Source organism: Faecalicatena orotica (genome assembly GCF_003149245.1).
Classification (GTDB): domain Bacteria; phylum Bacillota; class Clostridia; order Lachnospirales; family Lachnospiraceae; genus Faecalicatena_A; species Faecalicatena_A orotica.
In genome coordinates, this window is the sequence record NZ_QGDL01000012.1 from 29325 (window position 1) to 55967 (window position 26643).

Here is a 26643-nt window from a genome sequence, read left to right on the forward strand (position 1 = left end):
ATATTATAGCAAAGTATACAAAATTGTCAACAATAAACGAACTGCCTAAGCGTTTCTCACATTGTCCGGGCAGGTGTAATCAAACCTTGATGACACTATATATTAATTTTTATTTTTCGTTCGTCCGAGTAAGTAATCAACAGATACGTGATAATAATCTGCTAATTTTGCAAAGACTTCTACCGGAACATTTATTTTCCCTAATTCATACTTTGAATAAGTAGTTTGCGTTATATTGAGGTATTCTGCTAATTCAATCTGAGTTTTATCACTGTCTTCCCGCAAATTGCGGATATTTTCATAAACCATGAGAGTCCCCCCTTATCTTTTTATTATAAGAAAGTCTCATTGCGACTATTGAAAAATAGTCTTACCATGACTATAATGAAAGTGGACAAATTTAATCAAGTCTTTCGGGTTAGAACAAGAAGATTACTGTTTAGAGAGATTTTAAGACGTATAAAAGATTATCAGAATAGGGATGTTAGAGATACTTTCTCCTCTTCCCCTTGATATATAAGGATTCAGACAAAAAAATTATCCATAGAATATTCTATGGATAATTTTTCGTAGTGACTCCAAGGGGAATCGAACCCCTGATTCCAGCGTGAGAGGCTAGCGTCTTAACCGCTTGACCATGGAGCCATGTTTTATTTCGCTCTCACAAGCGAATTTTATTATACTATACCTTTTTTAATAATGCAAGTACTTTTTTCAACTTTTTTTCACAACTTTTTTTGATAACATTTTACGAAGGCTGCAGATTACACCCACACGGCTCTCACCACAGCCTTTTTTGTATTATAACTTCTGTGAAATCATATTACTCTTCTCCCTGAAACTCCTGGATTGCAGCTTCAATCCTGCCTTTTACGGACAATCTTTCAATTGCCTTTGGAGCTACCATAATCTTAAGCCCCTGCTTTCTGTTTTTTATCACGACTTCATCATGCTCTCCTCCGAATTCACCATCCAGCGTCCACGGGATTTCTTCCACGGATTCAAACTTGATGCTGCCTGTACGGAAGGAATACATATGTGCAGAGTCAATCTGCTTAATCACCAGAGATCCGATGATTTCGTTGAGCTCGATCGGATTCTTCGGTGTCTTAATCAGTGTCACCTCGAATTCTCCGTCATCGAATACGACATTTTTCCCGATGATTCCTTTGAAGCCTCCTACCGATCTTGAATTGGTCACCATTCCGAATACAAAATCATCCTCAAGTGTCTCCCCGTCATGGGTCACTTTTATATGATAAGATGGGATGTTGAAAATACGTTTGGTTCCTTCCAGCACATAAGCCAGATGTCCCAGTACGTTTTTCATACTCTGCTTTGTCTCGTAGGATACGTCTGTAAACAGGCCAAAAGCTGCAATATAGACAAAGAAATCGTCGTTGAAGATTCCGACATCACACGGAAAAGGGACTCCATTTGCCGCTGTGTCAGCCGCTTCCAGCATGTCTTTAGAGATATGGAGGCTGTTGGCAAAGTCATTCGTCGTTCCTGCTGGTATGTAGCCGATTGGAACCTGTTTCTCCCTTTGGGCCATTCCTGTCACAACTTCATCCAGAGTCCCGTCCCCGCCGCTGCATACGACAATATCATAATCATCCGTATAGGAAATCGTCTTGCTCAGAGCATCGTGATACCGCTGTGTGGGATAAACCGTCACTTCATAGCCGCCCTTTACGAAAATATCCAGCACCTCTGACAGCTTTGGCTTCAGCAGGCCGGTCCCTGCGTTCGGATTATAAATAAAAAGCATTTTCTTCATAGCTTACTTCCTCCGTCTAATATCACTTAAACTTCATTTTCATGTACTCATTATAAAAGAGGCTGTACAAAAGCACAACCTCTTTCTTGTTCTTTATTATATTATAAACCTGGCCGGATTATTTCGAATCTTCTGAAAAAAAAGATTTAATTCCTTCTGCAGCCTTCACTTCATCTTCGCCCTCTGTTACTACTGTGAAAGTCTCACCTTCCTTGAGTGTCAGACTCATCATTCCCATAATACTTTTTGCATTTATCTGTTTTTCGTCAATATGGATATATACTTTGCTTGCATACTGGCTTGCCTCCTGTACCAACAAAGCAATAGGTCTACCGTCAAGACCCTGTTCCTGCTTAACAACAACCGGTGTTTCAATCATAATAATCCTCCTTGTTTTGCCTAACCTTTTCTGCCATCTCACCTAACTTGCGAAGCCTGTGGTTCACTCCAGACTTACCGACCGGCGGTGATAAGAGTTCTCCTAACTCTTTCAGTGTCGCATCAGGATGAGAAAGGCGGACAAGCGCTATTTCTTCCAATCCTTCCGACAATTTTTCAAAACCTATTGTATCTCTCAGATATGTAATATCTTCTACCTGCTTAACTGCTGCAGATACGGTTTTGTTAATGTTGGCAGTTTCACAATTTACTTTACGATTTACGGTGTTGCGCATTTCTTTTAAGATACGGACATTCTCCAGTTCCATTAATGAAATGTGCGCCTCCATAATATTCAGGATATCCACTATCTGGGAACCTTCTTTTAGGTATACAACATAGGACCTCTTCCTCTGGACAATCTTGGCATCCATCGAAAATCCGCAAATCAGTTCTTGTATCTGGCGTGCCATTACCGGTGACGCACAGACAATTTCGAAATGATATGACTTGTTGGGGTCACTCATTGAACCTGCCGCTAAAAATACCCCTCTGATAAAAGAACGCCGGCAGCAGGTCTGCTGGACTACAAGCGGATTCACTATATGAACCTCTTCAAATCCTGCCTGATGTTCGTCTATCAGCTTCGTTGCCTGAAGGATACGAAGGGCGTCATTATGCCGTCTGACTACGACAGCATAGGAAACACTTTGCTTCGGAATATTCCTGCGGATAGAGATATCAGCTTCTATATTAAATGTTTTTTCGATTAATGTAAAGCACTTTCTTGCAACAGCAAGATTTTCCGAATGAATTTTTACACTGTAGCGGCCGCAGCTATTGATGACAATCGACCCGCACATGCTGATCAACGCGGCTAATTCAGCGATCTGGCAGTGCCTTGCAGTACTCCACTGTTTCGATAGTTCTTCCCTTACATTCCCTGAAAATGACATAATGCTCTCCTGTATTATTTTGCCTTTGTGATTGCATCTTTCCCGATATCCCGGTGTTCAATACGCACTCCATAACTGTCCTTCGGTTCCAGAAACTGGTGCAGGGCATTCGCAAGCGTGACTGACCGGTGCTTCCCACCAGTGCATCCGACAGCGATGACCAGCTGGTTCTTCCCCTCCAGTATATAATTGGGAATGAGGAAATCCATCATGTCTGTAAGCTTTGCAAGGAATTCCCTCGCTTTGTCATTATCCATGACATAATCCCTGACTTCCGGATCATTTCCCGTCTTCGGCTTTAAATCTTCTATATAGTAGGGATTCGGGAGAAAACGGACGTCAAATACAAGATCTGCATCCTGAGGTATTCCATATTTAAATCCAAACGACATAACTGTAATGTACAGGTTCTTGAAATCCTTCCCCTCTACGAAGATTTTCTCAAGCTCCAGCCTCAGCTCCCTTGTCAGCATCTTACTTGTATCAAGTATATACGTGGCCTGCATTTTTAAGAACGCAATCTTCTCTCTCTCTTTTGCAATCCCGCGGTCAATATGACCTTCCCCTCCCAGGGGATGCTGGCGCCTCGTTTCTTTATATCTCTTCACGAGAACGTCATCTCCGGCATCCAGAAAGAGAATCTCATAGTGTATCCCCATCTTGTCAATCAGAGCTAAGTTCTCTTCCAGTCCTCTAAATGCCTGACCGCCCCGGATGTCAATTCCCAGAGCGACATTTTCGATCTCCGTATCCGGGGTTGAAAGCATCTCTGCAAACTTCGGCATAAGCAAAATGGGCAGGTTATCCACGCAGAAATATCCCATATCCTCCAGCATCTTCAAGGCAGTTGATTTTCCAGCCCCCGACATCCCCGTAACTACTACAAATCTCATCTTAGAATTCTCCTATCCTCTTCACTTCCGGTTCCAGCCTGACTCCCGCGTTTGCTTCCACCTTGTCTGCAACCTGTTCCATCAGAGAAACAATCTCGGCCGCAGTCGCACCGCCTTTGTTGATCACAAAGCCACAGTGTTTTTCCGAAACCTGTGCATTTCCTACCTGAAATCCCCTTAAGCCTGCATCCTCAATCAGCTTCCCTGCAAAAAAGCCCTCGGGACGCTTGAATGTACTGCCCGCACTAGGGTATTCCAGTGGCTGTTTCGTTACACGCTTGTTTTTCAATTCTTCCATATATGAACGGATTTCCTCTGCCTCTCCTTTTTCAAGACGGATTACGGCCTCCAGAACTACATAGTTTTCCCGGGCAATAATACTGGTCCTGTAACCCAGTTCCAGTTCTTCCAGTGACAGGGTCTTAATCTCCCCATCCTGAGTCAGGACCACTGCACGTTCAATCACCTGTTTCATCTCGCCGCCATAGGCACCCGCATTCATCATTATGGCTCCCCCGAGTGTCCCCGGGATACCGGATGCGAATTCCAGGCCTTTCAGGCTGTGTTCCAACGCCTCTGCCGCAACCTTCGAAAGCAGCGCACCCGCCTGTGCATAAATCAGATTTCCCTCTGTCCGTATCTGATTCAGATTCTTATAGATCTGGATCACCACCCCCCTGTATCCTTTGTCTCCCACCAGAAGGTTACTTCCATTTCCTAAGATATAATAAGGAACCCCCTCCTGTCTGCAGATTGCTATCGTGTCCCTTATCTCCCCTGTACTGCGGGGAACCACAAAATAATCCGAAGGGCCCCCGACACGGAATGTAGTATGCCTGCTCATAGGCTCATCTTTCAGAACCTGTTCTGCTCCAAGTAAGTCACATAACTTTTCATATAAAACCATAAATGTTCTCCAATTCTCTAATTTCCTAAACTTTGTATTGCAGCTATGCCGCGCTTCTTTACCCAAATCATACAACAAACCTTACCGTATTTCAACCTGTGACCTAAGAAAAGAGTTTCACCTGACATTCCATTTTTCGCCCCGGCCAGCCATGATAAAGCGCCTAATGCTTGCAAAATCTTCCTAAATGATGTATATTAATTTCGTGTACATGCTTTTGGCAACAGAGCAATTAAAGAAATAAAGGAGTGAACAGATAATTGGACTCGAGTGATGCCATACAATTTGTTATATTAATCGTATTATTACTACTGTCTGCATTTTTTTCATCAGCGGAGACAGCGCTGACTACCGTAAGCAAGATACGAATGCGTTCTCTTGCGGAGGACGGCAACAAGCGTGCAAAGGTTGTTTTAGATGTTACGGAGAATCATTCCCGTAAGATGCTGAGCGCCATCCTGATCGGCAACAACATTGTCAATATTTCCGCGTCTTCACTGGCCGCTACGCTGGCATACAGCTTCGGCGGATATATGGTGAGTATCGCAACTGCAGCACTTACAGTTGCAATCCTTGTATTTGGAGAGATTACCCCGAAGAGTATAGCGACGCTGCATTCAGATAAGCTTTCTCTATCTTATATACGCGTGATACGGCCATTTATGACCATTATGACGCCTTTTATATTTATTATTAATCTATTCTCCCGTGGTATCCTGTTTTTATTCCGCATTGACCCCAATGCAAAGAATAACGCAATGACGGAGGATGAGCTCCGGACGATTGTGGATGTAAGCCACGAGGACGGTATCATCGAATCGGAAGAAAAAGAAATGATCTACAACGTGTTCGACTTAGGCGATGCACGCGCAAAGGATGTCATGGTGCCCCGTGTGCATGTGACATTCGCAGATGTGAACAGCACTTATAAAGAGCTGATCGACATTTTCAAGGAGGACAAGTTTACGCGTCTTCCTGTTTACGAAGATACAACAGATAATGTCATCGGTACCATTAACATGAAGGACCTGCTTCTGTTCGATAATAAGGAGCATTTCTGTGTACGTGACATTCTCAGGGAAGCCTATTTTACCTATGAATATAAGAACATTTCCGAGCTCCTTGTGGAGATGAGGGATGCTTCCTTCAATATTGCAATCGTTCTGGACGAGTACGGTGAGACAGCCGGCCTGATCACACTGGAAGATATTCTGGAAGAGATCGTGGGCGAGATTCACGACGAATATGACGAGAACGAGGAAGAATTTGTAAAGCAGTTAAATGAATATGAATATATTATTGAAGGCTCCATGAGCCTGGACGATGTAAACGACCGTCTTGACTTAGAACTGGAGTCTGAGGATTATGATTCCCTCGGCGGATTTATTATCGAACATCTTGACCGTCTTCCTGAAGTTGGTGACGAAGTTACAAGTGAACATGGTATACGGCTCGTTGTAGAAACGCTGGATAAGAACCGTGTTGAAAGTGTACACGTCTATCTGCCTGAGAAGACAGAATCCGATGATGAAGAATTCGATGGTGAAAATATGGAATCAGAACCAGGAGTTTCCACAGAAGCTTAAAAAATATAACAGTTCTCCCTGCATTTCCTTAATGGAATGCAGGGATTTTTTTATTTTCCAAAACATTCCGGTGGCGGGGTAACTTCTTTTGGATTCCATCATATTATAAAATAGAACAATGTGAAAGGAATTATACTTATGCCTTATTCAATCATGTTAGATGCCGGCCACGGGGGGCGTGATCCCGGTGCTGTATACAACGGGCGTCAGGAAAAGGATGATACGCTCCGCCTTGTACTGGCTATAGGGGAAATTCTTCAGAATAATGGAATCGACGTGCAGTACACCCGGACAACGGACGTATACCAGTCTCCATATGAAAAAGCAATGGAGGCCAATAATGCCGGTGTCGACTTTTTTATTTCCATACACCGCAATTCCTTCCCCACGGATAATGTCGTATCCGGGGTAGAGTCGCTTGTATATGACAAATCGGGAATTAAACTCGAAATGGCAGAAAACATCAATGAGCAGCTGGAATCTGTTGGTTTTGTAAATCTCGGCGTAAAAGCCCGTCCTAATCTGGTCGTACTCCGGCGCACCCGTATGCCAGCCGTGCTGGTAGAAGTCGGTTTTATCAATTCCAATACCGATAACCAGCTTTTTGATGACAATTTTAATGACATCGCCCAGGCTATCGCGGACGGAATCCTCGACACCCTGGAGATGGATCATGAGCTCGACCCGCCCGGATACAGAGTACAGGTCGGTGCCTTCCGCAACCCTACTTACGCCAACAGACTGCTGAACGAACTATTGGAACAGGACTTCCCTGCTTCGATTATAGATTCAGACGGATTCTTCCGGGTGCAGGTTGGTAATTATGATACACTCGATGACGCAACCAAAATGGAACAGCGGCTGAAACGGGCGGGGTATCCGACTGTGATTGTCAGCAGGTAAGAAGGTTTGGCGTCATGGACAGAATTAAAAATCCGGAGTTCAATATCAATTTCGAACTCCGGATTTTTTTATTCCTTAAATTCGCAACGGCATTTTGTTTTTTTCTCTTTTTGTGGTAAACTGGTTATAATTATGATTGTTCTTCTGATATACCTTTATGAATCCTGTATATCAGGGAATGGAGGAAAGCTATGGAAAGTATGGAGCAGATAAGTACAGGCCTTAAGGGTGCTGATGAAGTCATTGATACCCTCCGCCCCGGAGATAATATCATCTGGCAGGTGGATTCTTTTGAAGCCTACTCATTTGTGGTGGAGCGTTTTGTGCAGCAGGCCGCTGCTGATCACAGACGTCTTGTTTATATTCATTTCGGCTGCCACGCGCCGCTGATAGATAAGGAAGCACTCCTTGAAAAGGGTGCTGATTTTGAAATGTTTACATTGGATGCCGGTATGGGATTTGAATCTTTTACAAGCAGTGTCTACCAGATTATCACTGCCGAAGGGAAGAACGCATTCTATGTATTCGATTGTCTGAGCGAATTGCAGGAATTCTGGTGCTCCGACCTCATGACGGGAAATTTCTTTCAGGTTACATGCCCTTACTTATTTGAGCGGGATGCTGTCACATATTTTGCACTTTACAGGAATGCCCATACGCAGGACACGATTGCCCGTATCCGGGAGGTCACACAGCTTCTTTTAAACTTATACTATATTGACAGCCGCTACTATCTGCATCCACTGAAGGTATGGAAACGTTATTCTCCTGTTATGTTTCTCCCTCATCTTCTGACAGAGGGCGGTTCGGAATGTATCACGGACAGTGCAAGCTCCGCGGAACTATTTTCCAGACTCCAGATCCATACTAAGAAGCTTGATTACTGGGATTTAAGTTTCGAGGAAGCGAAGCCATACTTAAGCGCATCTCTTGCTGAGCAGGCTTATGTAAAAGAAAACCTGCAGAATCTCCTGATCGGCAAGCGGTCACGCATAGCAGCACTGAGCAGGGAATTCTTTACGCTGGAAGATTTGATCCAGATCGGGGGCCGGGAGATCGGGACAGGTTATATCGGCGGAAAATCTGTCGGCATGCTTCTGGCCCGCAAGATACTGGAAACGAAGAATCCAGATTTCTATAAGGAACATATGGAACGGCATGATTCCTATTATATAGGTTCTGACGTCTTTTATACTTATATCGTCCAGAATGGCGGCTGGAGGCTCCGCATGCAGCAAAAAACCGGTGAAGGATACTTTACTGCGGCAGCAGAGCTTCGGGAAATCCTGCTGAGCGGGCATTTCCCAACTACCATTAAAGAGCAGATCATGGTAATGCTGGAGTATTTCGGGCAGTCTCCTATTATCGTGCGGTCCAGTTCTCTTTTGGAAGATAATTTCGGGAATGCGTTTGCAGGAAAGTATGACAGCTTTTTCTGTCCGAACCAGGGAACCCCGGAGGAAAGGTACGATGCTTTTCTGGATGCCGTACGAAAGGTTTACGCCAGCACAATGAGCCGTGAAGCGCTGGAGTATCGTCAAAACCGAGGTCTGGCAGATAAGGATGAGCAGATGGCATTGCTCGTGCAGAGAGTTTCCGGTGATTACCACGGAAAGTATTTTTTCCCGCACTGTGCAGGTGTCGGAAATTCTTCCAACCTCTTTGTCTGGGATAAGAACACAGATCCGTCCAAGGGAATGCTGCGCCTTGTGTTCGGAATGGGAACACGGGCCGTGGACAGGGTCAATTCCGACTATCCGCGCATCGTTGCGCTGGACAAGCCGGAACGCCCGCCCCTGCTGGCCTACGGGGATGAAAGAAAGTTCTCACAGCATTATGTGGATGTAATTAATCTGGAGGAAAATGAATTTCAGACTATTCCGATTGAGTCGGTCAGGGGGCTTCCGTTAAAGACGAATGTCAGGCTCTTTATGGAACCAGATTTTGAGCTTGCAAGACATTTTAGAGAAACGGGGCACCGGAACCGGAATGTCCCGGATATCGTCAGTTTTACACGGCTGCTGAGGCATACAGATTTTCCGAAAGCACTGGAAAATATTCTGGCAATTTTGTCTCACACCTATGATTACCCAGTGGACATTGAGTTTACCTGTAACTTCAATAAAGAGGAACACTACCGCATCAATCTTCTTCAATGCCGCCCGCTCCAGACGAAGGGGCTGGGCAGGAAGATTGACTTTCCTGAGAACGTAGACCGGGAACAGGCTTACTTTTCTTCAAAAGGAAACTTTATGGGCGGAAATGTCCGGCTTCCGGTGCATTATTTCATCTTTGTAAGGATCAAGCCATACCTAAAGCTGACCGAGCCACAGAAGTACGCTATAGCGAACCAGATCGGAACACTGAATCATATATTAAAGGACAGACATGCCGTGCTCATCGGCCCTGGCCGCTGGGGTACAACAACGCCTGCCCTAGGAGTTCCTGTCCGGTTTACAGATCTCTGTAACATGAACGCCATTTGTGAGGTTTCCTATGAAAAACTCGGGCTCATGCCAGACCTCTCCTACGGAAGCCATTTCTTCCAGGATATCGTAGAGTCCAATATCTTCTATATTGCTTTGTTCCAGAATGAACGGGATGTATACTTTAATGAAGAGAAAATATTGAGACAGCCTAACCATCTGGAGACGCTGCTTGCCGGCAGTTCAGAAGAAGAGCTCTATCCTGATGTCATACACGTAACAGATATGAGGGATGAAAATATTGAAATCTATTCCGACATTGTAACACAGAGGCTGATATGCACCTGATTTAGAAGAGGCTTAAAAAAGAGACTGTATCACGCCATCAAAGGCGCAGATACAGTCTCCTCTTTATATGTTACTGTTCACAGGCACGCCTGTAAACAGTAACCTTTATATAGCTTTCCCAGACTTTGCCGTCCTCCTATTTGATAACAAGATTCTCAGCTTTCATCACGTCAATCACCTGATCTACATATTTTTCACAAATTTCATCGGTTGAAGCCTCTACCATGACACGGATCACAGGCTCTGTACCGCTTTCTCTTACAAGGATCCGGCCGTCAGTTCCAAGTGCCGCCGTCACATCCTCTACTGCTTTCTGTACAGCCGGATTCTCCCATGCTGTCTTTTTGTCTGTTACGCGGACATTTTTCAAAAGCTGCGGGTAAATCTTTACTTCTTCGCATAATTTTGCCAGTGACTGTTTTTTCTCCATGATAACTTCCATGATCATGAGAGATGTCAGGATGCCGTCACCGGTCCTTGCATGTTTGCTGAATATGATGTGCCCGGACTGCTCGCCGCCCAGCACATAGCCGTTCTGAAGCATATTTTCATATACATACTTGTCGCCCACGGCTGTCTGTTCGTAATTCATGCCTATCTTGTCGCAGGCTTTGTATAATCCTAAATTAGACATGATTGTCGTTACGATTGTATTTCCCGCAAGACGCCCCTGCTCCATCAGGTACTTTCCGCATACATAAAGGATCAGGTCACCATCTACGATATGTCCATTGCCGTCTACTGCAATACATCTGTCGGCATCGCCGTCGAATGCGAATCCTACATCCAGTTTTTTATCCTTTACATACTGCTGAAGTACTTCGATATGTGTCGATCCGCAGTTTGTGTTGATGTTTGTTCCATCAGGCTCGTTATTGATGACATAGGTCTTCGCTCCCAGCGCATCATATACACTCTTTGCGATCGTGAAAGCACTTCCGTTCGAACAGTCAAGGCCAATTCTCATGTCTTTGAAAGAACGTGTAGCAAGTGAGATCAGATGACCAATATAGCGGTTTCTTCCTGCTGCATAGTCGATTGTGCGTCCGATGTCTTCCTTCGTTGCAAGCGGGAGTTCTTCAATCTCACCGTCAATATACGCCTCGATCTTCTCTTCTACCTCTGCCTCCATCTTATGTCCCTGACCGTTGATGACCTTGATGCCGTTATCATAGAATGGATTATGGCTCGCTGATATCATGATGCCGCAGTCAAAGTCTTCTGTCCGGACAACATAGGAAACACTCGGTGTTGTCGTCACATGAAGCAGGTATGCATCTGCTCCTGATGCCGTCAGCCCAGAAGCCAGTGCATATTCGAACATGTAGCTGCTTCTTCTTGTGTCCTTTCCGATTACGATTCTTGCCTTATGTTCACGTCCAAAATACCATCCCAGGTAACGGCCGACTTTAAAGGCATGCTCGACAGTCAGAACTACATTTGCTTCTCCTCTAAATCCATCTGTTCCAAAATATTTACCCATATGTCTTCATCCTCTTATCATCTAGTTTCTGGTTGCCATGCTGCTTAGGGCATACTTTCTATACCCCGGGATGCAACATTCATTAACATTATATTCTGATATGGCTCAAGTTACAACATTTTTTTATGGGCAGTCGCGTTACTGTTTACAGACTTGCCTGTGAACAGTATTCAGGAGGCGGTATACTAACTCTCCATTTTATTTATGATGGCACGCGCTACACACAGTCCATTCGCTGATGCCTGCTGCAGTCCTCTCGTGATGGATGCGCCATCCCCCATCGCACGCAGTCCTTTCACATTCGTCTCGAAGTTCTTATCAACCAGTACTTTATTAGAATAAAATTTAACCTCTACACCATATAAAAGTGTCTCGTCGCTGGCAATCCCCGGCGTTACCTTATCCAGCGCCTTGATCATTTCGTCAATGGCAACCATAATCCGGTGCGGGAATACCAGTGACAAGTCACCCGGTACCGCATCCTTCAGCGTCGGGGTAATATTGTTACGGAGCAGGCGCTCTTCCGTGGTCCTGCGGCCTCTTCGGAAATCCCCATAGCGCTGGAGCAGAATCCTCCCGCCGCACAGCATATTACCCAGCTGGGCTATATGTTTACCGTACTCAATCGGGGATTTAAACGGCTCCGTAAAGTTCTTGGATACAAGAAGGGCGAAATTCGTATTGTTCGTCTTCATATCCTTTGATTTATACGCGTGCCCGTTTACAACCGCAAGGCCGTTTTCATAATATTCCGTCGCAACTTCTCCGGACGGATTTGTGCAGAATACACGGACTTTATCATCAAATGTAGGCGTATAATACACCAGCTTTGCCTCGTAGAGCTTTTCATTGAGCTCTTTCATGATCTCGTCACGGACTTCCACTCGGACTCCGACATCAACCGTTCCGTTTCTGGTTTCGATATCATGCCCCTTGCAGATATGTGAAAACCATTCCGAACCCTCCCGGCCTACCCCGGAGACAATCTCCGGTGCATAATAGCTCTCACCTTTATCAGTCGTGACTCCTTTTGCGGCTCCGTCTTCTATAATAATATCTTCTACCATTGTCTTAAACAGAATCTCCACGCCCGCATCCAGCAGATGATGCTGAAGCCGGGTATAAATCTTGTACCCTTCTTCTGTTCCCAGATGCCGGATCGGACATTCAATCAGCTTTAAATTAGCACGGATTGCCTTGGATCGTATGTCAGTGATCGCCTGCTGGTCTTCAATACCATACACTTTCTTATCGGCTCCAAACTGTAGATAGATGCTGTCTGCCTCATTGATTAATTCTGTCGCCTTTTCATAGCCTAGAATCTCAGGGAGCGTTCCCCCGACATCCGGTGACAGTGAAAGCTTACCGTCTGAAAATGCCCCGGCACCCGCGAAACCTGTTGTAATCGAACATGGCTGGCAGCCGACACATACCTTTGTCTTTCGTTTCGGACACCGCCGGTCTTCAATGCAGCGTCCCTTCTCAACCATTAAAATCTTCATATCCGGCTTCTGGCGTTTCAACTCATATGCGCAGAATATACCAGACGGGCCGGCACCAATAATAATAACATCATACTGTTTCATCTTATCCCTCGGCTTTCCTACAAATACAGAATTGCAAAGGGGTCAGACCCCTGCGCAATTTCCGCACAATTCCTACAATATCAATACTAGCACACATTTTTTCACAGAACAAGGCTATACAATCCGCCTGATTTAAGGTAATATATAAGAAGTGCAACTAACTGTTCACAGTCCTGAACAGTTACACTTAATATATAACAGGCTATGGAGGGCTTTATGATTAAATTAGTAGCAAGTGATCTCGACGGCACTCTTCTGCAGGGCGGAGCCCAGAAACTTACACCACGTGCCATTGAACTGATCCATCAGCTAATAGAAACAGGCGTACGATTTGTATCTGCCAGCGGAAGACAATATGACAACCAGCGCAGGGTGTTCGAACAGATTAAGGACGAAATATCCTATATTGCCGAGAACGGCTCCATCTGTGTTCATCAGGGCAAAGTAATTGCCCGTGCCACGATTGATGACGGCCTGTGTGCCAGAATCATCGAGGAGATCAAGCGTGAGAAGCATTTTGAGATTGTGGTATCCAGAGAGGACTCCTGCTTTATCGAAAACAATGATCCGGCTTTTGTAGACCACATTGTTAATATTATGAAAAATACGACCCAGATTGTAGATGATGTTGCGGCAGTAGAGGGACCTATTTTAAAAATTGCAATCTGTAATATGAAGGACGGCCCCCACATTATCGATAAATATCTGAAGCATCTGCAGGATATGTTCGGCAGCGAAATCAAGGTCGTTACATCCGGCAACATCTGGATCGATTTTATTGCCCCCGGGGCTAATAAAGGGACTGCACTGCAGACACTACTTGATCAGCTTCATATCAGCCCGGAGGAATGTATGGCTTTCGGCGACCAGTACAATGATGTAGAGATGCTCCAGCTTGTAGGAACCAGTTATGCCATGTCCAATGCCGCACCCGGCATCTCCTATTACTCAACTTATGTCACCGATTCTGTGGAAGACGTACTTGAAGACCTGATTGGAGAAATCAATTAACCCAAAAGAAGCCGGGCGCTAATGTTGAATCATCCATTAGCGCCCAGCCTCTTTTTTCAGTGTTCTGACACCTTTTTCTGTCAATTGTCTTCCTCGTCAATGATTTCAATATTCTCCATTGCATAAGCCAGTGCCATACACATAAGTTCATTTCTGGAACGATTTGTTTTCTCTGCCCATAAATCATACTTTTGCTGTAGCCCCTTATCTATTCGCAACGTCATGTTCACGGTCTTTTCTTCTTTATATATCGGTTTTCTCGCAACTCTGAACTTCACCGGCTGCTTCTTCTCTTCCATAGACCCACCTCCAACTGTCTGGTAACTGTCTACATTATATTATGCAACAGACCCTAATAATATATTGCAAATTTGCAATGTATCATGTATTATTAGTTATATTGCAACATATGGAATATATTAACCAGGTAGGAGAAAAATGAGTAAAGAAACTTAATTTCCAGCATTTGCGAAATATAAAACAACTCATCAGGAGAGACACCATGTATGATGATAATTTTACCACAGACCCGGAAGAATTCCAAAAGATAAAAGAATTACAAATAGAAAAAGAAAAGATACTGTTTTTGGCCTTATGCTCGGAATCCGATTCGAAACTGATACTGAATGAAGAGAAGATGACAGTGAGGGACTTTGAAAGGATCACATATCTCCTGCAGCAGCTTGGCCTTCACAATTACTGCGTTGCGTTTGGAATCCGGCATTCTGACCTGCTGAAAGAACTCGGTAAACAGATTGAATATGACGTCCTGAATGATACCGCTGATGCCGATACAGAAATGTTTTTAAGAAAGCACTGGGATGATGCATTCCTTTCCCAGCTCCCGAAAGGAAAGATCCGGACATATCTGAAAAAGTTATTCGAATAATAAGACAATAAGACCTGCCGTTATTTATCCGGCAGGTCCCTTTGTTCCTTTAACCTTTTTATTTTAGTGTACCACCTGTAATGTTTCCGTCACCCCTGGTAACGATACGATGGTGTTCCTGTTATATCCAGTTTGATTTTGAACAGGCCGCCGGCATGAGGATACTGTTCCTCATCCGTATCCATTTTTGCTGTAGTGATGTAAAGTTCATTCATATCGGGGCCTCCAAATGTGCATGCTGTCACATTCTTCGCCGGAACTTCTATCTTGCACAGCAGTTCGCCGGTCTTTGGGTTCCACCTGCTTACACATCCGCCTCCCCACAGTGCGATCCAGAGCATGCCGTCGTCATCTACAGTCATGCCGTCGGGCAGCCCCATCTCCTTTGGTACCTCCACTGCTATTCTGCCATTTGAAATACTACCCTTTTCAAGATCAAAATCAAATTCCTGTACCGTATAAGTCTGGGAATCAATAAAATACATTTTCTTACTGTCCTTCGTCCAGCCAAGCCCGTTTCCCTGTATTACATCTGACAGCTTTTGTTCCGCCTTTCCATCCGTATCCAGACAATACAGACCACAGTCCGGTATTGCCTCTCCATATCCGGTATCCAGATTTTTACTCATGGTACCTGCCCAAAACCGCCCCTTTGCATCACATTTACCATCGTTGAACCGATGATCCGGATATTCCGCCTCAGGATCAGCAATCTTTTCCAATCCGCCTCCCGGAAAATCAACGAAATAATAGCCATGCTGCATTGCTGCGGCAAGTCCGCCTTTCTCCCTTACTACTGCTGCCCCCAGATTCTGGTCAAAGCTCACGTGATGTTCGATTTTCCCATCAAATGAATAAATACGGTTTCCCAGCAAATCCACAAAATAAATCGTTTTTGTAGGCTCATCCCAGCATGGGCCTTCTCCGATCAGACATTTCGCATTTAGTACTAATTCTACATTCATTCTGACACCTCTCTATCTTTCTGCCGAAAAATGATAACAAATATTTCTTTCCATCTGCTCTCCTGCTTTCAGTCCGATTTCACCAAAATGTGCATAACCGCTGGCGAAGGGAAGCCGCTGCGCTTCCAGACATACAGATTCGTGCCGGTTATATACCCTGTCCTCCAGTCCCGGTTCATCTTTCAGAAAATTGCCTGTATAAAGGTGGATTGCAGGGTAATCTGTGAAGACCTCCAGGCATCTCCCTGACTTTTTGTCTTTTAGAACCGCGGCTCTGGTAAATCCACGTTCCGCTTTTAGGAATGTTACATCATATCCTCCATTGTTGGTGAGCATTGGTATCTCTGAATGAATATCCAGCCCAAGCTCTTTTTCCTGAGTAAAATCAAAGGGCGTTCCCCCCACACGCAATATCTGTCCGGTTGGTATCAGTTCTGCGTCACTTTCCAGATAAAAACCTCCGTTTATCTGAAGTCTCTGGTCATATATCTTACCGGAAGCATGTCCTCCCAGATTAAAGTACGTATGGTTTGTAAGATTGATAATCGTGTCTTCCGTACTTTCGGCATGATGCCGGATATGCAGCCTCCCTTCCCCGTCCAGCCGGTAACTCACCGTTACCGTCACACTGCCCGGGTATCCTTCTTCTTTGTCCGGACTTGTATAAGTAAATTCTACTGCATTATTCCTTATTTTTCCATTCCATATTTTCTTATCAAACCCAGAAAATCCGCCATGAGCGTGGTTTTTTCCTTCATTCAGTGACAACTGGTACTCCTTGCAGCCTACCGTAATTCTGCCCTGTTTTATACGATTTGCCACTCTTCCTACCGTAGCCCCGAAAAATGCTTTGTTGTCCATGAATGTTTCCGGGGAAGGACTGGACAAGGCAATGTCATCGACTCTTCCGTCACGGTCAGGTGTAAGTATCCGGTAAACAGCCGCCCCATAATTTGTCAGAGTAACCTGAATTCCTGTTTGGTTTTTCAGAGTATAAAACTGAACCCGTGATCCCATACTTTCTATTTGAATGTTTGCATTTCCCGATTCCCGCATAGTTTCCTCCTGTTTGGCATCTTCGTTACTCTACCTGTTTCGCCTTCTTATTTTGCATATAACGGTCAAATGCCACTGCCAGCAGAAGTGCGATACCTTTTACTACCTGTTGTGTATAATCCTGTATATTCAGCATGACCATACCATTGGAAAGCACTCCCATGAAAAGGACTCCGATAATAACAAACGGCATGCTTCCTTCTCCTCCTGAGATGCTGACACCACCTAATACGACTGCCGTAATAACATCCATCTCATATCCGTCCCCTGCCTTTGGCTGGCCACTGTTTACTCTGGCCAGAAGTACGATGCCTGCCAGTCCCGCCAGTGTGGCAGACGCCATATAGACCAGATATTTAATCTTCTTAACATTGATTCCTGAGAGCCTCGTAGCCTCCTCATTTCCTCCTACACCGTAGATATATACCCCATATCTCGTCTTATCCATAAACAAAATACCAATCACAAAAATTACCGCCATAATGATAACCGGTACCGGAATCCCTGCTACAGAACCTTTTCCAAGGAAGAGAATATCCTTAGGAAATCCAAAGACCGGAAGGCCGCCTGTCAGAAGGTAGGCCGTGCCCCTTAATGCAGTCATCATCCCCAGCGTGGTGATTAGAGGAGGAATACTCAATGCATTTATACAGAAACCATTGATTCCGCCCAATGCGCAGCTCACAATCAATACAAGCAGTACGGCTGCCGCCCACGGAAGACCTTTATTCATCAAAAGTGCCGTTGATACACAGGCTACCCCCGCCACGGATCCTACCGACAGATCGATGCCGCCCGTAATCAGGACCATCGTCATGCCTACCGACATAATCCCGACAACTGCAACCTGCCTTAAAATATTGATAATATTACTTACAGCAAGGAATTGCTTACTCGTCACAGAAAAGAACACAATCAGGACTATCAGGACTACGACAATTCCATATTTTCCAAGAAAACTTACCAGATTTACTTTTTTCTTCTGCATATTCTAACCTCCGTTTTTATTCCCCGTTCAGCTCTACAGCCCTGATGCGATTGCAAGCATTCTCTCCTGGTCAAACTCTTCTTTGCTCAATTCGCCTTTTATACAGCCTTCATGCATGACAATAACCCGGTCTGCCATTCCGAACAGTTCCGGCATTTCAGACGAGATCATAATGATGCTTTTCCCCTGTGCAGTCAGCTGGTTCATGAGATGGTATATCTCCTGCTTTGCCCCGACGTCGATTCCTCTTGTCGGCTCATCAAATATCAGGACGTCACAGTCCGTTGCCATCCATTTTGCCAATACTACCTTCTGTTGGTTTCCTCCTGACAGAAATTTGCTAATTTGGCCAAGTGAGGGTGTTTTTATCCGCAGATCATCTTTCAGATCTGAACATTTTTTATGTATGTCCTTCTTATCCAGAAAAATTCTTTTTGTTTCCTGTTTCAAGATGGAATAGACGATATTATCCTTCACACTCATCCCGAGCACAAGCCCCTGATCCTTTCTGTCCTCTGGCAGCAGGCCAATTCCTGCTTTGATTGCATCCTTTGGGGAATGAATCTTTACCACTTCCCCATTTTTCATGATAGTCCCTGACAGTAGTTCATCCGCACCGAATAACGCCCGTGCGGTTTCTGTCCGGCCTGCACCAACCAGACCGCCAAAACCAAGGATCTCCCCCTTTTTCAGGCTGAACGATATATGGTGTATCTTATCCGTACACAAATCTTTTGCTTCCATAATAATGTCGTCTGAAGCTCCAGCACCACCCGCATACATTTCATTCAGTTCCCGTCCTACCATGTCTGCAATTAATTCATGTCTTGTGACATCCCTGATTTCCTTTGTACAAATATATTTTCCATCCCTCATGATTGTGACACGGTCACAGATTTCGAACAGTTCCTCCAGCCGGTGTGAAATATAAATAATTGTGATACCTTTTTCCTTCAGCCGCTTTACGATCTGAAACATTGCGTCTATTTCACGGGTTGTCAGAGGAGCAGAGGGTTCATCCATAATCAGTATGTTCGTATCCTCAGATATTGCTTTTATGATCTCTACAATCTGCATATAAGCAACTCCCAGATCTTTAACTTTTGTTTTCGGGTTGATTTCTACCCCCATTTCTCTGGCAAGTTCCGTTGTTTTCTTTTCCATCCCCGCCATATCCAGAAATATTCCCTTTTTCAACTCCTGCCCTAAAAATACGTTCTGTGCCGCAGAAATGTATGGTACCAGGTTAAATTCCTGATAAATCGCAGTTATCCCCAGTTCTTTTGCCTGCTTAGGCTCAAATTTTTCATAGGTTTTTCCGTTATATTCTATCGTACCTTCTGTAGGTTCATATGCCCCTGTCAATATCTTGATCAATGTCGATTTCCCGGCTCCATTTTCACCTAAAAGTGCATGAACCTCACCTTTCTTCAGCTCAAATGACACATGGTCCAGAGCAACCACGCCCGGGAACTTTTTTCCAATATTATTCAGCTTCAGTATCGTCTCGCCCATATCTGTTCCTCCTGATTTCCGGGACCGTCTGAAAAAAGCTGAAAAGGCTTTCTGCTCTATCGAATATCTTTTCAAATTTTTATTCGAACAGAAAGCCTCTCATCACCGCTTTATTCCTGAATTACTCACACTTTGTCCTGGTATATGCGTACCTTTTTAATTACTGCCTCATCCTCAGCCATTTATACTTTGCTTTTCTTATTCATTTTCCAAATCTTTATATGCTTCCTGCCAGTGTGGCTGAAGTGTCAGCAATGTCTCCGTCCCTTTCTCTCCATTCACAACCATGTCATACATTCTCTGTGCACATTCCTGTGCAGACTGGTATGGCTGGATGTCTGTAGTCTGGCGGATCGCACATTTCGGGTCTTTCATTGCTTCGATTGCTTCATCTGTATAATCCCCTCCGCCAATATAGAAATCGTCGGTGTTAAGTCCCAGATTCTGTACTGCCTGCCATGCACCGAGGGCATGCTGGTCGTTGACACATGCGATTACTTTGATATCCGGATTGGCCTGAAGTGCTGTTTCAGCTACATTCATTGCTTCTTCCATCGTTTCTGCTTTCTGCCGGTATACGATTTCGGCATTCGGACACTTTTCTTTGATTGTATCTTCCATACCGTCACCGCGGAGTTTTACCTGTTCCACATGATCCAGTGTGATCAGGCAGACTTTCACTTTTGCCTCATCCTTTAAATAAGTATTGATCCATTTTGCTGCCTGCTCTCCGTTGTTAACGCCGTAAGCATAATCATCAAGTATATTATTCGCGTCTGCATTGGAAACGCCTTGTGCAATTCCCATTACCTTACCGCCGGCTTCATGCACCTGATCCACCGCATCTTCAAGGCTGACCGCATCGACCGGGCATACAAGGATTGCCTGTGCACCTGCTGAAACATAATTTTCAAATTGTGAGAACTGCTGGGCTGAATCATAATCAGATCCATTCACAATTGTCTTAACCCCAAGTTCTTTACACTTATCTTCAAAACCCTGCTGAACCTGTACGAAATATGGATTATCCAGTGTAGGCACTGCAAGTGCAAATGTCAGATCATCCGTATTGCCTTCCTTTGTATCTTCTGTCTTTGTTTCCTCTTTTTTTGTCTCTCCTTTATCTTCTTCCGTACCGGATGAACATGCTGTGAAAGATAATACAAGTGCTCCTGCCAGCAAACATGGCAATACCTTCTTCATCATACTATTTTTCATACCTCTTTCCCCTTTCTTGAAATCCCTGCATCCAGATTTTCTGGCCTGTATTGTTTTAATACCATAGTGTTTTTCCTGCATCGGCTGCACCGAGGCAACTGCATATACCTGAAATTGTGAGTTTCTAATAGTTATAAAATCCTGTTTTGCTCTTTCTTCCCAGAAGCCCCGCGTTCACCATTTTCTTAAGCAGCGGACACGGACGGTACTTCGGTTCCCCCAGGTCAGTATACATCTGGGTCATTACTGCCAGCACAGTATCCAGTCCGGCAAAATCTGCCAGTTCCAGCGGCCCCATCGGAAGATTTCCGCCTAACTTCATAGCCGTGTCAATGTCCTTTGGTTCATTGCCTTCCATAACGAGGAACATCGCCTCGTTCCACATAGGGACAAGAAGCCGGTTCACAAGAAATGCGGAGGAATCAGGCGCCTTCACAGGTGTTTTCCCGAAAGCCTCTGCTGTTTCCATCGCTGTCTTCTCTGTCTCTTCGCTTGTCAACAGTCCCGGTATCACTTCAATCAGTTTCATGACCGGAGGCGGAACAAAGAAGTGCATGCCCACTACCTGTTCGGGTCTCTGCGTAGCGCCGGCAAGCAGTGTAATAGAAATCGTCGATGTATTTGAGGCAAGTATCGTTTCCGGCCTGCACAGTTCATCAAGTTTCTGGAAAATTTCTTTTTTAATCTCTACATCCTCGGTCACCGCTTCGATCACCAGATCGGCATCTGCGCCTTCTTCTATTGAAGCCGCCCTCAGCAGGGCCATTGCCTTCTCCTTCTCATTTTCCTCCATGCGTCCTTTTTCAATTTTACGCTGTAAAAAATGTTCGATCTTAGCAGCCCCAGCTTTTGCATACTCCGGTGATATGTCCGCCAGAACCGTCTCAAAACCATGTTCAATGCAGACCTGTGCTATGCCGCTGCCCATGATGCCTGCTCCAACCACCATTACTTTTTTTACATCCATTCTTCTTCCCCTTTCATTCATATTCTGTAACTGGTCACGGTCCGTAACAGTTATCCTGCCTTATATTCTCTGGACAAACTCTACCAAAACGCCCAGTCCATATCTTGGTCTTAAAAAATTGACGAGAATCCCTCCTGCGCCCTTCACAGGCACTTTTTCCAGCATCTCCATCCCTTTTCCTTCGAATTCTGCCCTTGCCGCTTCCACATCATCCACCTCTAAAGCAATGTGATGGATTCCGCCTTTTCCCCTGTTATATTCCTTTAAAACACCTTCTGTCGGTATAATCAGTTCTATAGGACTTTCCTGTTCCGTGTATTTCGTAAACAGACAATCTGCATGGTATTCTTCCACGTATTCCATATAATCTGTCTCCAGTCCAAACTGTTCCAGAAACAAATCAGCCCTTTCCTTAGAATTCATAATAATCCCGACATGGTGCAGTCTGAGTGGTTTCAAGCTCCCACCATCCTTTCTTTGATCCCGACCGGCTGTTCCTGATAAACCGCCTTATCCGTAAATTTCAGATTCGTACTGATCAGCGGAATGAATTCCATCTGGTCAAGCACATCTGTCTGCAGGTCTATTCCTTCTGCGATTTCGATTAACATCGGACCGTCTTCGGTCAGCCGGAAAACGGCACGTTCTGTCACATAATACATATTCTGTCCATTCCTGGCTGCAAGCTTCCCATTGTAAGAAATCTGTTGTACATTATTCACCAGTTTTTTGATCTCCCCTTCTTTCCTGATTCTGATTCCCTCTGAATCATAACTGACATCCAAACCTTTTCCCGTAAATGTTGAACAGAATACAACCGTTTTGGCCAGCGTCGTAATGTCGATGAATCCACCGGCTCCGGGTGCCTTGTTTCCCATTCTTGTCGCGTTTACATTGCCGTTTTTATCCATCTCCCCGGCACCCATGAAAGTAAAATCGATACCTGCACCATTGTAGAATTCAAACTGCCTGTCATGAGGGATCAGAGCCTGCGGATTTCTGGATATGCCAAAATCAATGCCGCCCGCCGGTACGCCTCCGTAGATTCCAGACTCCACTGTGATTGTAATATCATCCAGAAGATCTTCCTCCTCCAGTATTCCACCGATCACGTCGTTCGGTATCCCGGTTCCTACATTGATAATACTGTCTTTACTAAGAAGCATGACGGCCCTTCTACCGATGATTTTCCTTACACTTAAGGGTACCGGCTCAGATGCAGACTCTGAAACTTTTGCCTGCCCGCTGTAGGAAGGGTCATAATACCAGGATGAGGTCTGCCGGTGGTTTTCATAAACATCATCACATACCACAATCCCATCCACAAATACTCCGGGCACCACCACCCTTTTGGGATCCATTGATCCTGCCTTCAGGATCCGCTTTACCTGACAGATCACTTTACCTCCGAAACGCTTCGCAGCCATTACAGCCGGCAATACTTCCAGTACCATAGCCTCTTCTTCTGTGGAAATATTTCCATTTTCATCCGCATAAGTCCCGCGGATCAGTAAGGTATCAATTGGAATTTCCTTATATCTCAGATACTCTTCCCCGTCTATTTCGATCACTTCCACAATATCTTCGAGAGGCTTTGTTCTTTCATTCATCTTTCCACCCTCAATTCGCGGATCAATAAATGTTCCAAGACCTATCTTGCTGATCTTGCCCGGTTCCCGAAGTGCCATGCTGTGGTACATATTTGCCATCTGTCCCTGCGGCAGGCAATAGGCTTCCACCTTGTTTCCGGCGATAAGGTCCATCATCTGTGGACCGAGCCCCCAGTGTCCCCCGATCACCCGTTTCAGAAGATTTTCATGTGCAAGATGTACAAACCCGCCTCTCCGGTCAGCCTGTCCGCAGCTGTGTAGATAGGTAAGCTCTCTCGGCTCCCCAGTCTCTAAGAATTGTCTCTCTATTTCCTTCAATATTGTTTCACACGATGAAACCAGCGACATCCCGATCGTGCACAGCGTGGAACCATTCCTGATCCATCCGACAGCCTCGCCGGCCGTAATCACTTTGGGCTTTTTCATCCTTTATCCCTCATTTCTTCCAGCATTTTTCTAATTTCCGTTTTCCTTACTTTGCCATTCTGTGTTACAGGCAGACTGTCCCATATCTCGAACATACAGGGCATTTTAAATGTAGCTGTCCTCTCCTTCATCCAGCACTTCAACGCCTCTTTATCCACCTTTTCTCCCCGGCCCGGCACGACGACTGCTGCCGGAAGTTCTCCATACTCCTCATCTCTGACTCCCACCACGGAAGCTGCGATGATTCCCGGATATTCCAGAAGTGTGCTTTCTATTTCCGAAGGAAATATCTTCTCCCCGCCCCGGTTAATCAAGTCCTTCATCCTGTCCAGCACAAATATCCTGCCTTCTTCGTCCATATAACCGGTGTCACCGCTTGGCATCTTGTCTTCTTTCAGAGATTCACAATTCCATCTCCCCTTTGCCACAACAGGTCCGTAAAATACAATCTCCCCCTTCTCATATGGTTTCAAAGACCGCCCGTTTTTCCCCTGTACTTCTATGTAAACATTCTTCACTGCCTTTAACGGTTCCCGGTGCCCGCGTGATAATGCCCCTGACCCGGCCGTCTCCGTCATTCCGTAAGCAAGGCGGAAGGATGCATTAGGCGCCAGTTTTACAAATTCCCTGACTCGTTCTTCCTTGATCGGAGCGCCTCCGCATACTGTAACTTTTAAAGATGAGAGACTCACTTTACCGCTGCCGGCATGAATAATCTGATGGTATACCGTCGGAACCGAATGAAAATGTGTTGCTTTCCACTTCACTATATTTTTCAAGACATCCTTGACATCATAGAACGCGGACATTACAATAGTGCCTCCCAGATAAATAAAGTATGTCGTAACACAGCTCAGTCCCAGAATATGGAACAGTGAAACAGACAATACTGTAACCGCACTGCTGTCAAGCCCCTGAATTTCCTGATATCCATATGCAGTCTCCAGTATATTCCGGTGGGTAATCATGACCCCTTTCGGTGGACCAGACGTCCCTGATGTATGCATAATAACAGCTGGGTAGTCCAGATTCTGCACACAGGAAGTCTTTTTTTCTTCTATCTCACCCCAGTCATAATTTTCCGTAATAACATGGCAGATGCCCAGCTTCTCCGCAGTCCCTGTTACCTTGTCTTTCCATCTCTCATCACAAAACACTGCTTTGACATCCATCTCTGAAAGAAGTTTTGCTATTTCTTCTGCCTTAAATTTTGTATTAATCATGACCACGATACATCCGAGTTTTACTGCCCCGTAGAAGCAGGATACCATACGGATACTGTTTACCATGACAAATCCGACCTGATCTCCGGTGCTGAGTTTCAATCCAGCTATTTTTGACGCATAATTGTCTGCTTCCTTAAGTAGCTGAGCGTATGTAACCGATCTCTCATCATCTGCAATAGCAATTTTGTCCGGATATCTGACTGCAGAATCGACTAATGTCCCATATATGTTTAAAAAAGGTTTATGGTATTGTTTTATATGATCCGTATAATCCATAGGAGATATCCTTTCCGTTACTGTTCACACGATCTGTTTCTCCTCTTAATCGGATGTGCTTAATCGTTGCCACATAGTTCAAATAACACTGCCAGCCCCTGGCCTCCCCCGATACACAGTGTAGCAATGCCGTACTTTACCTGTCTCCTGATCATTTCATTCATTAATTTAATAGTAATGATACATCCGGTCGCTCCGATAGGGTGTCCCATTGAGATCCCGCTTCCGTTTACATTCACCTTATCTTCATCCAGTCCGAGTTCCCTGATGCAGGCCAGAGACTGTGAAGCAAAGGCTTCATTTAATTCAATAAGGCCGATATCTTCTCTTGTCAGGCCTGTCTGTGCAAATAATTTCTTCATTGCCGGAACCGGTCCGATTCCCATGAGTGCGGGATCGACTCCTGCACATGCCGCTGCCTTGATTCTGACAAGAGGTTTTAATCCAAGCTCCTTCGCCTTTCTTTCTTCCATCAAAACGACTGCTGCCGCTGCGTCATTGATGCCAGATGCATTTCCCGCAGTGACAGTTCCATCCTTTTTAAAACATGGGCGGAGCTTCGCAAGACTTTCCAGTGAAACCGTATCTCTGATATATTCGTCCTGTTCAAAGACCTTTTCTTCCTTTTTGCTAACCTTTACTGTAACCGGTATGATCTCATCCTTAAACTTCCCGGCGTCTCTTGCCGCTGCCGCCCTCATCTGGCTTTTGTATGCATAGGCATCCTGATCTTCTCTGGAAATCTTATATCTTTCCGCCACATTTTCAGCAGTGATCCCCATATGGTCTCTTGTAAGCGGATCTGAGAGTATAGTAATAAGACCATCCTCCAGCTCCCCATGCCCCATCCGGTATCCGAACCGTCCGTTCCTTACATAATAAGGAAGCGTGGACATACTCTCCGTTCCGCCGGCTGCTGCAATTTCACAAAATCCTGTTTCGATTTCCTGTGCCGCGGTCAGAATCGCCTGAAGTCCTGACGAGCAGAGTCTGTTCACACTTAACGCCGTAGCCTCATACGGAATACCTGCCTTAATTGCACTGATTCTGGATATAAATGCATTTTCCGCAATCTGCCCCACTGATCCATACACAACTTCATCAATCTGTTCCGGTTTTAAACCCGCCCTCTCAACCGCACTTTTTATGGCGATTCCGCCAAGGTCACTGGCACTCATATTTTTCAGTGAGCCCCCGAAACTTCCGATTCCTGTTCTTGCTCCTGAAACAATTACAATATCTTTCACTTG

At 45.0% G+C, this 26643-nt stretch carries 24 protein-coding genes and 1 tRNA gene; 5 read left to right on the forward strand and 20 right to left on the reverse strand.

Annotated elements, in window-relative coordinates:
• Positions 1 to 102 precede the first annotated feature (102 nt).
• The 7 genes from A8806_RS18330 to murB all read right to left on the reverse strand — a co-directional run bounded on the left by A8806_RS18330 (position 103) and on the right by murB (position 4914).
• Positions 103 to 309: a helix-turn-helix domain-containing protein gene (locus A8806_RS18330; protein ID WP_109732616.1), complete on the reverse strand. Its 207-nt coding sequence runs from the start codon at positions 307 to 309 to the stop codon at positions 103 to 105.
• Positions 310 to 573: 264 nt separating this feature from the next.
• Positions 574 to 645 (reverse strand) — tRNA-Glu (locus tag A8806_RS18335).
• A 178-nt stretch (positions 646 to 823) separates the two neighbouring features.
• Positions 824 to 1780, reverse strand: a complete 957-nt coding sequence (locus A8806_RS18340; RefSeq protein ID WP_109732617.1) for a diacylglycerol/lipid kinase family protein — start codon at positions 1778 to 1780, stop codon at positions 824 to 826.
• A gap of 118 nt (positions 1781 to 1898) precedes the next feature.
• Positions 1899 to 2159 (reverse strand): HPr family phosphocarrier protein, encoded by a 261-nt coding sequence (locus A8806_RS18345; protein ID WP_109732618.1) that lies wholly within the window; start codon positions 2157 to 2159, stop codon positions 1899 to 1901.
• Positions 2152 to 3114, reverse strand: coding sequence for a DNA-binding protein WhiA (gene whiA, locus A8806_RS18350; protein ID WP_109732619.1), 963 nt, complete (start codon positions 3112 to 3114; stop codon positions 2152 to 2154). Before whiA ends, A8806_RS18345 begins: the two co-directional genes overlap by 8 nt.
• Before the next feature lie 14 nt (positions 3115 to 3128).
• Positions 3129 to 4007, reverse strand: coding sequence for an RNase adapter RapZ (gene rapZ, locus A8806_RS18355; RefSeq protein WP_109732620.1), 879 nt, complete (start codon positions 4005 to 4007; stop codon positions 3129 to 3131).
• 1 nt (position 4008) lies between these two features.
• Positions 4009 to 4914 (reverse strand): UDP-N-acetylmuramate dehydrogenase, encoded by a 906-nt coding sequence (gene murB, locus A8806_RS18360; RefSeq protein WP_109732621.1) that lies wholly within the window; start codon positions 4912 to 4914, stop codon positions 4009 to 4011.
• A 260-nt stretch (positions 4915 to 5174) separates the two neighbouring features.
• Here murB and A8806_RS18365 point away from each other — a divergent pair, with 260 nt between their 5' ends.
• From A8806_RS18365 to A8806_RS18375, 3 genes are all read left to right on the forward strand, one after another.
• Positions 5175 to 6500, forward strand: a complete 1326-nt coding sequence (locus tag A8806_RS18365; protein WP_109732622.1) for an HlyC/CorC family transporter — start codon at positions 5175 to 5177, stop codon at positions 6498 to 6500.
• A 138-nt stretch (positions 6501 to 6638) separates the two neighbouring features.
• On the forward strand, positions 6639 to 7403 hold the full coding sequence (locus A8806_RS18370; protein ID WP_109732623.1) for an N-acetylmuramoyl-L-alanine amidase: 765 nt from the start codon (positions 6639 to 6641) through the stop codon (positions 7401 to 7403).
• A 191-nt stretch (positions 7404 to 7594) separates the two neighbouring features.
• Entirely contained in the window at positions 7595 to 10177 is a 2583-nt protein-coding gene (locus A8806_RS18375; RefSeq protein ID WP_109732624.1) for a PEP/pyruvate-binding domain-containing protein, read from the forward strand.
• Between the two features lie 136 nt (positions 10178 to 10313).
• Here A8806_RS18375 and glmM read toward each other — a convergent pair whose 3' ends face one another.
• Positions 10314 to 11660, reverse strand: a complete 1347-nt coding sequence (gene glmM, locus A8806_RS18380) for a phosphoglucosamine mutase (RefSeq protein ID WP_109732625.1) — start codon at positions 11658 to 11660, stop codon at positions 10314 to 10316.
• 185 nt (positions 11661 to 11845) lie between these two features.
• Positions 11846 to 13246 carry an NAD(P)/FAD-dependent oxidoreductase gene (locus A8806_RS18385; protein WP_109732626.1) on the reverse strand — a complete coding sequence of 467 codons (1401 nt, stop codon included), beginning with the start codon at positions 13244 to 13246 and terminating at the stop codon, positions 11846 to 11848.
• A gap of 216 nt (positions 13247 to 13462) precedes the next feature.
• On the opposite strand from A8806_RS18385, the gene A8806_RS18390 reads away from it, so the two are divergent.
• Positions 13463 to 14257, forward strand: a complete 795-nt coding sequence (locus A8806_RS18390) for an HAD family hydrolase (protein ID WP_109732627.1) — start codon at positions 13463 to 13465, stop codon at positions 14255 to 14257.
• Positions 14258 to 14337: 80 nt separating this feature from the next.
• Here the strand turns inward: A8806_RS18390 and A8806_RS18395 are convergent, their stop codons facing one another.
• Positions 14338 to 14556 carry a CopG family transcriptional regulator gene (locus A8806_RS18395; RefSeq protein WP_109732628.1) on the reverse strand — a complete coding sequence of 73 codons (219 nt, stop codon included), beginning with the start codon at positions 14554 to 14556 and terminating at the stop codon, positions 14338 to 14340.
• A 203-nt stretch (positions 14557 to 14759) separates the two neighbouring features.
• On the opposite strand from A8806_RS18395, the gene A8806_RS18400 reads away from it, so the two are divergent.
• The gene (locus A8806_RS18400; protein WP_109732629.1) at positions 14760 to 15146 is read left to right on the forward strand and encodes a hypothetical protein; all 387 of its coding nucleotides are present in this window, start codon (positions 14760 to 14762) and stop codon (positions 15144 to 15146) included.
• 89 nt (positions 15147 to 15235) lie between these two features.
• Here A8806_RS18400 and A8806_RS18405 read toward each other — a convergent pair whose 3' ends face one another.
• From A8806_RS18405 to A8806_RS18450, 10 genes are all read right to left on the reverse strand, one after another.
• Entirely contained in the window at positions 15236 to 16111 is an 876-nt protein-coding gene (locus tag A8806_RS18405; protein WP_109732630.1) for an SMP-30/gluconolactonase/LRE family protein, read from the reverse strand.
• Between the two features lie 12 nt (positions 16112 to 16123).
• Entirely contained in the window at positions 16124 to 17167 is a 1044-nt protein-coding gene (locus tag A8806_RS18410) for an aldose epimerase family protein (protein ID WP_109732631.1), read from the reverse strand.
• A gap of 25 nt (positions 17168 to 17192) precedes the next feature.
• Entirely contained in the window at positions 17193 to 18155 is a 963-nt protein-coding gene (locus A8806_RS18415) for an ABC transporter permease (protein ID WP_109732632.1), read from the reverse strand.
• Between the two features lie 33 nt (positions 18156 to 18188).
• Positions 18189 to 19670, reverse strand: coding sequence for a sugar ABC transporter ATP-binding protein (locus A8806_RS18420; RefSeq protein ID WP_109732633.1), 1482 nt, complete (start codon positions 19668 to 19670; stop codon positions 18189 to 18191).
• A gap of 198 nt (positions 19671 to 19868) precedes the next feature.
• Complete coding sequence (locus A8806_RS18425; protein WP_181368777.1) at positions 19869 to 20888, reverse strand: sugar ABC transporter substrate-binding protein; 1020 nt, start codon at positions 20886 to 20888, stop codon at positions 19869 to 19871.
• Between the two features lie 124 nt (positions 20889 to 21012).
• Positions 21013 to 21855 (reverse strand): 3-hydroxyacyl-CoA dehydrogenase family protein, encoded by an 843-nt coding sequence (locus A8806_RS18430; RefSeq protein WP_109732635.1) that lies wholly within the window; start codon positions 21853 to 21855, stop codon positions 21013 to 21015.
• A gap of 60 nt (positions 21856 to 21915) precedes the next feature.
• Positions 21916 to 22314 (reverse strand): VOC family protein, encoded by a 399-nt coding sequence (locus tag A8806_RS18435; protein WP_109732636.1) that lies wholly within the window; start codon positions 22312 to 22314, stop codon positions 21916 to 21918.
• Positions 22311 to 23891, reverse strand: a complete 1581-nt coding sequence (locus A8806_RS18440; RefSeq protein ID WP_109732637.1) for an acyl CoA:acetate/3-ketoacid CoA transferase — start codon at positions 23889 to 23891, stop codon at positions 22311 to 22313. Before A8806_RS18440 ends, A8806_RS18435 begins: the two co-directional genes overlap by 4 nt.
• Positions 23888 to 25393, reverse strand: a complete 1506-nt coding sequence (locus A8806_RS18445; protein ID WP_109732638.1) for a class I adenylate-forming enzyme family protein — start codon at positions 25391 to 25393, stop codon at positions 23888 to 23890. Before A8806_RS18445 ends, A8806_RS18440 begins: the two co-directional genes overlap by 4 nt.
• Before the next feature lie 59 nt (positions 25394 to 25452).
• Positions 25453 to 26640, reverse strand: coding sequence for a thiolase family protein (locus tag A8806_RS18450; RefSeq protein WP_109732639.1), 1188 nt, complete (start codon positions 26638 to 26640; stop codon positions 25453 to 25455).
• Positions 26641 to 26643 lie beyond the last annotated feature (3 nt).